Annotated in this window: 3 protein-coding genes; 2 read left to right on the plus strand and 1 reads right to left on the minus strand. The window is 43.1% G+C overall.

What is annotated here, in order from left to right; translation table 11 throughout:
- Positions 1 to 106, minus strand: a 106-nt coding sequence (locus H6G08_RS36625; protein WP_190542762.1) for a helix-turn-helix domain-containing protein, incomplete at its 3' end; no start/stop codon positions are given.
- Between the two features lie 1,025 nt (positions 107 to 1,131).
- On the opposite strand from H6G08_RS36625, the gene H6G08_RS36630 reads away from it, so the two are divergent.
- Positions 1,132 to 3,444 (plus strand): IMS domain-containing protein, encoded by a 2,313-nt coding sequence (locus tag H6G08_RS36630; protein WP_190552189.1) that lies wholly within the window; start codon positions 1,132 to 1,134, stop codon positions 3,442 to 3,444.
- A gap of 684 nt (positions 3,445 to 4,128) precedes the next feature.
- The gene (locus tag H6G08_RS36635) at positions 4,129 to 5,376 is read left to right on the plus strand and encodes a DUF4912 domain-containing protein (protein ID WP_190552191.1); all 1,248 of its coding nucleotides are present in this window, start codon (positions 4,129 to 4,131) and stop codon (positions 5,374 to 5,376) included.
- Positions 5,377 to 5,706: the final 330 nt, after the last annotated feature.

The raw sequence follows: 5,706 nt of genomic DNA on the forward strand, positions 1-5,706 counted from the left end.
AGTTAAGCGCATAGTTGTAAAACCAGCGTACACATCCAAACGACTTGGCAAGCAATATCGCTTGCTCACTGGTTGGATAGATTCTGTACTTGTAGGCTTTTAACATTCTGCTTACCAAACTATATTGACTATGGTAAGCTAAAGCCTTACTAATGTGAAGTCCCCCTAGAAGGGGGAGGTTTTAAACCCATTTTTCTGATAATTGTATTTTAAATCTAGGAATGATATGATTCTTCTCTCTAGCTATCATCAGGAAATCTACCGAGCAGTAATTATCCTCCGGGATGTAAAGGCATTCATTTAGAAATTCTTAAAAAAATCAATCATTAAACCTCCGGGACATGAAATAAGATGTTTCTCACTAGCGAGGAAGCGATCGCTATACAGTAGCTCTGTTTTAGTGGTAGTCTTTCATCTGCTAAAATCAACACTTGCTTGTTGATTGATTTAGATTTAGTAACTATTGTGAACTGGTTAAGGATGGCTACAGTACAAAATGTAGCCCTCAAGCCAAAATAGCAATACTCACCCTATTGAAGATAAATCAAAAACATAATACCTTAGTCAAGTTCGTCTCTCTGGTGTCAACCAGAAAGATTTAGACTAGTCACCATAGGTTTCATTACTTAGGGGCTAGGGACTAGGGGCTAAGGGCTAAGGCGGAAGGAGTTTTATTTCCTTGTTGTGCGATCGCATAACCGTCTAGCTTGATGCTAGCCAACAAGCTTTACCAGATAGGGTATACACCTAAATCTGAGTAAAGTATAAAAGGCTAACTTACCTTACTTAGGATAATAATATCTCCTTTATGGGAGAGTGAGAATATTGCTCAATACACAAGTCCGAGACTGAGATCGCTGAGAAAACCAAAATTTTTTATGGTAGACAAGGCTGAGATCGGGTATCAAAAATCAAAATACTAAGAATTAAAACAAAAAGCTGAAGCTTTATAGGCGAAGGCAAAATATAGGTACTAGAATATGACTCAAATTTCGGGAAAACACAAAACAGGTTGTTGCAATATACACTTGTGGTGTAAAGTCAACACGGTATTATTATGGCACGGTTTTACATGCCTGGAATGCTCTAGATGAATTATTTATGTTGATCGCGGTGCAGGGGAAGTAGGCTGTGCGAATTCCGCTAGATTACTACCGAATTTTAGGACTACCGTTAGCGGCAAGCCAGGAACAATTGCGGCAGGCATACAGCGATCGCATTGTACAATTGCCGCGACGTGAGTATTCTCAAGCAGCAATTTCTTCGCGCAAACAACTTATAGAAGAAGCTTACGTGGTTTTATCAGATCCAAAAGAACGTAGCAGTTACGATCAGCTGTATCTTGCCCATGCCTATGACCCTGATGGTACTGCCTCTGCGACCGTAGCAGTTGAACATCCACCAGGAAATAATCATGGTGGGAATGACTCACACAATCTCAGTATCGAAATTTCTCAAGACGAATTGGTTGGTGCTCTACTAATTTTGCAAGACTTAGGCGAGTACGAAATTGTCCTCAAACTAGGTCGTCCTTACTTAGTTCATAAAAACAGTGCAGCAAATGCATCACGTAACAATCTCGCCAGCGAAACATCTCCAGAAGATAGGCCTGACATTGTTTTGACCATTGCTTTAGCTTGTCTAGAACTCGGTCGGGAACAATGGCAACAAGGTCATTATGAAAATGCTGCCAATTCCTTAGAAACTGGTTTAGAAGTCCTATCTCGCGAAGGCTTATTTACCAGCGTCCAGGCAGAAATTCAGGCGGATCTTTATAAATTGCGACCTTATCGGATTCTGGAATTACTAGCTTTACCAGACACCAATACAGCCGAACGCGCCCAAGGCTTGGAATTATTGCAGAACATCTTAGACGATCGCGGCGGCATCGATGGCAATGGCAATGATGAATCCGGTCTGAACATAGATGACTTCCTGCGATTTATCCAGCAATTGCGCTATCACTTAACAGTTGCCGAACAGCACAAGTTATTTGAAGCAGAAAGTAAACGTCCTTCTGCTGTTGCTACTTATTTGGCTGTTTATGCCTTGATAGCACGGGGCTTTGTGCAACGTCAACCGGCTTTGATCCGCCAAGCCAAGCAAATGCTGATGCGTTTGGGTAAGCGCCAAGATGTACATTTAGAACAATCACTCTGTGCGCTTTTATTAGGGCAAACTGAAGAGGCTACCCGTGTTTTAGAACTGAGCCAAGAATACGAAGCTTTAGCTTTTATTCGCGAAAAATCTCAAGAATCCCCAGATTTGCTACCTGGGTTATGTCTATATGGCGAACAGTGGCTACAACATGAAGTTTTTCCCCACTTTCGCGATTTGACAAAACAGCCAGCTTCTCTCAAAAGCTACTTTGCTGAACCACAGGTACAAACTTATTTGGAAGCTTTACCCACGGATGCAGAACCAACGAGTGAATGGTCTGTCATTAACCGTCAGCCTTTATCGCCGCCGCAAACCAATAGTAGCCACAAATCCCATAATTCCACGGGATTTTCCCGACAATTTCATCACAATCACACAACTGACCCAGATTTACCAACAACTCACTCTAGGGAAAGACTAGAACCTCCCAATTTCTCGCCATCAAGATGGAATAGGCCGTCTGCTTCCACACCTGGTAGAAGTAAAACGCCAGAAACGCCAACATCACAGTTTACATCCGCAGAACGCATAGCCAGAGAACCGCATCAGAGTATGAATGGTTCATCTAGGACGGCTACACCTGGACAAACACAACCGCGCAAAAAACGCAAGCCTAGTCAAACTGTCAACCGAGAACGTCGTCATCCCCCAAGAAGAAGTAATTTTCCTAGTTTTTTAGCAGGAAAAATGCGTCTGTTGTGGACTGTGTTAATTTCTTTAGTCGTCATAGTCGTTTTTTGGTTCATCGTCTCCACCACCTTTGCATTTGTCAGAGATATCTTATACCCAGTACCACCGTTACCAGAAAATCCATTATCCATAGCAATTAATAACCCACCCATAGAGATTCCTGACAAAGACAGCAAACCGGAAACACCAGAAGGATCTTTAACCACCGCTACCGCAGAAGAAGTAATTCGGAATTGGCTATCCACAAAAGCGGCTGCTTTAGGGCCAAATCATCAGGTTGATAGTTTGCAGCAGATTTTAACTGGTGCATCTTTAGATTTATGGCGGTCAATTGCTCAAGGAGATAAGGCGGCAAACCGCTATCGGCAATATGAGCATAGCCTGAAGGTAGAATCTGTAGAAAAAACTGATGCAGAATCGAATCGCGCCAGCGTCGAAGCTACAGTTAAGGAAGTTACTCAGTTCTATCAAAACGGTCAACTCAAGAGGTCTTCTGATGAGACTTTGCGAGTTAAGTATAATTTGGTTCGCCAAGACAATGGTTGGCGGATTCAGAGTATGTCAATTGTCAATAAGATCAGTATGATCTTTTAGTGGCTATTCATTCTTCGGAAAGTTTTCTGCTAGCTACTAAAGTGAATAATACAGAGTTTGACTGAGTGGACGTAGCCTCTTCAGTTCACTCCCAACCTCATAAATTTGGAAATGGGTGATACCTTTGCGGTATCACCCATAAATTTTATAAATTAGTTTAGAAATAGCTATTAGTTCACATAATCAAAAACTTATGGGTCTTTCCTTCTGCCCTCTGCCTTTGTACTTCTGCCTTCTTAAGCTGTTTTTCCAGTGAAACTACTGCTTGAGAATGTTCCATCCGTTGCTGTGACTGCTTTCGCCGGATTTGTCAGAGAATCTTGATATTTAGCTCCCTTTGTCGCTAGCAAAGAGCAATTATGTCATGAGTTCATAACAATACGATCCCCGGAGGGCTGATAGATTCGTGAAAGTGCTGGAAAAGCGTCTTGCTACCCCTTGATACATAGACAAAGTTGTTGCTTAATATTTATTAAAGAACACCTCCCGACGATCCCAAAGAAATGCTGATTTTGGCATAGCGAGGAATTGAACAGGAGTATTTAATACATGTTTAAAAAACTACAACACTGGGCAAAACCAGGAGCCAGGAATAAGAAATTCATCTGGAGTAAATGAGATGTTAAATAACATTCTGTAACCAGAGGAAATAAATTACCTTTCAAACTACTGGAGGCCAAATTAATGGCAAAAGAACGCCCGCCGCTAGAGGAGATGACACTGCGGCAGTTACGCAAAGTAGCAAGTGAATATGGAATTTCGCGCTACAGCCGGATGCGTAAATCCCAACTATTAGCATCAATTCAAGAAGTTCAGCGCAACAAGTTTTCGCTTAATTCATCTCATTCACTGGAGGCACAGGAAACCGTGGAAGCAGCAAAATTCGAGTTAGGCCAAGAAGATCGTAATGGCGGTTCTCTCGCTGATGTTGATGAAGGATTAGCAGATCTACCTGCTGGTTACGGTGACAGCCGGATTGTATTGTTACCCCGCGATCCCCAATGGGCTTACACCTACTGGGATGTCCCCAACGAACACAAAGAAGAATTGCGTCGTCAAGGTGGACAACAGCTAGCGCTGCGGATTTATGATGTAACCGACATCAATATTGATTACCAAAGCCCCCACAGCTTGCAAGAATATCCTGCTGATGAGTTGGCGAGAGAATGGTATTTACCGATTCCCGTGAGCGATCGCGATTATGTGATCGATATCGGTTATCGTGCTTTTGATGGCCGTTGGTTAGTTCTAGCTCGTTCTGCACGAGTCCACATTCCTCCTGTATATCCTTCCGACTGGATCGAAGATGTTTTCGTTACAGTCAACTTTGAAGAAGATTTACGCGGTAAGACTGTTTACGAATTGGTTCCCCCAGCTAAGAAGGTGGCTGCAACAGCTTACGCTAACGGTGGTAACCCCATTTACGACCAAATCTTTGGTTTGGCGGAATCTGCGGAAGCACAACGGGTTGCAGGTTCTCTATTCGGTTCTATGCAGCACGTAGCTGGCTCTGTACCTCCAGAACAAGCTATCAGCTCCTACATTTTCCCATCTGGCGTAGGTATGTGGGCAGTTCCCACCACCTCTGGTTTAAATATGTCTGGTGTGGGTATGTCAGGCGTTGGCTTCTCCGCTTCGGCTGTACCTGTACGTCCCCGCAAGTTCTGGTTAATTGCGGATGCTGAATTGATTGTTTACGGTGCAACTGAACCAGATGCTACTGTAACTATTGGCGGTCGTCCAATCAAGCTGAATCCCGATGGTACATTCCGCTTCCAGATGTCCTTCCAAGATGGTCTAATCGACTATCCTATCTTGGCTGTTGCAGCTGATGGTGAGCAAACCCGCTCAATTCACATGAAGTTTGAACGCGAAACCCCATCTCGCAATACCAACACCAAAGACGAAGCTGTTCTAGAATGGCTGTCTTAATCAAGGATTGTCAATTACACAGAGTGCTAACCGCATCATAAATTTACTCTAGAATAAATTTTTTACTCGCTATAGTAATTCTGTAGCGAGTTTTTTTTAATCTGGGTCGATGGAATGGAAAATTGGCGGGGGTTGTCATTAGTCATTGGTCATTTGTCATTGGTAATACCATTTTTCTATGAAGTTGAGCGGGAGCATCCCAATTTTGACGCAATACCCTAGAAGGGTATTGCTATACCAACAAAGCCTGCCTTCGCAGGCTAAAAGTTTGATAGCCTGCGAAGGCAGGCTTCGTATTTCTAGCCCCACCCTTATAGGGTGAGGGCGTTT

It is taken from the genome of Calothrix anomala FACHB-343 (genome assembly GCF_014696435.1).
In the GTDB taxonomy this organism is placed as follows: domain Bacteria; phylum Cyanobacteriota; class Cyanobacteriia; order Cyanobacteriales; family Nostocaceae; genus Aulosira; species Aulosira anomala_A.

Excerpts from the sequence above, each read along its gene's own strand:
- H6G08_RS36635 (WP_190552191.1), top strand. The coding sequence starts at position 4,129 with ATGGCAAAAGAACGCCCGCCGCTAGAGGAGATGACACTGCGGCAGTTA.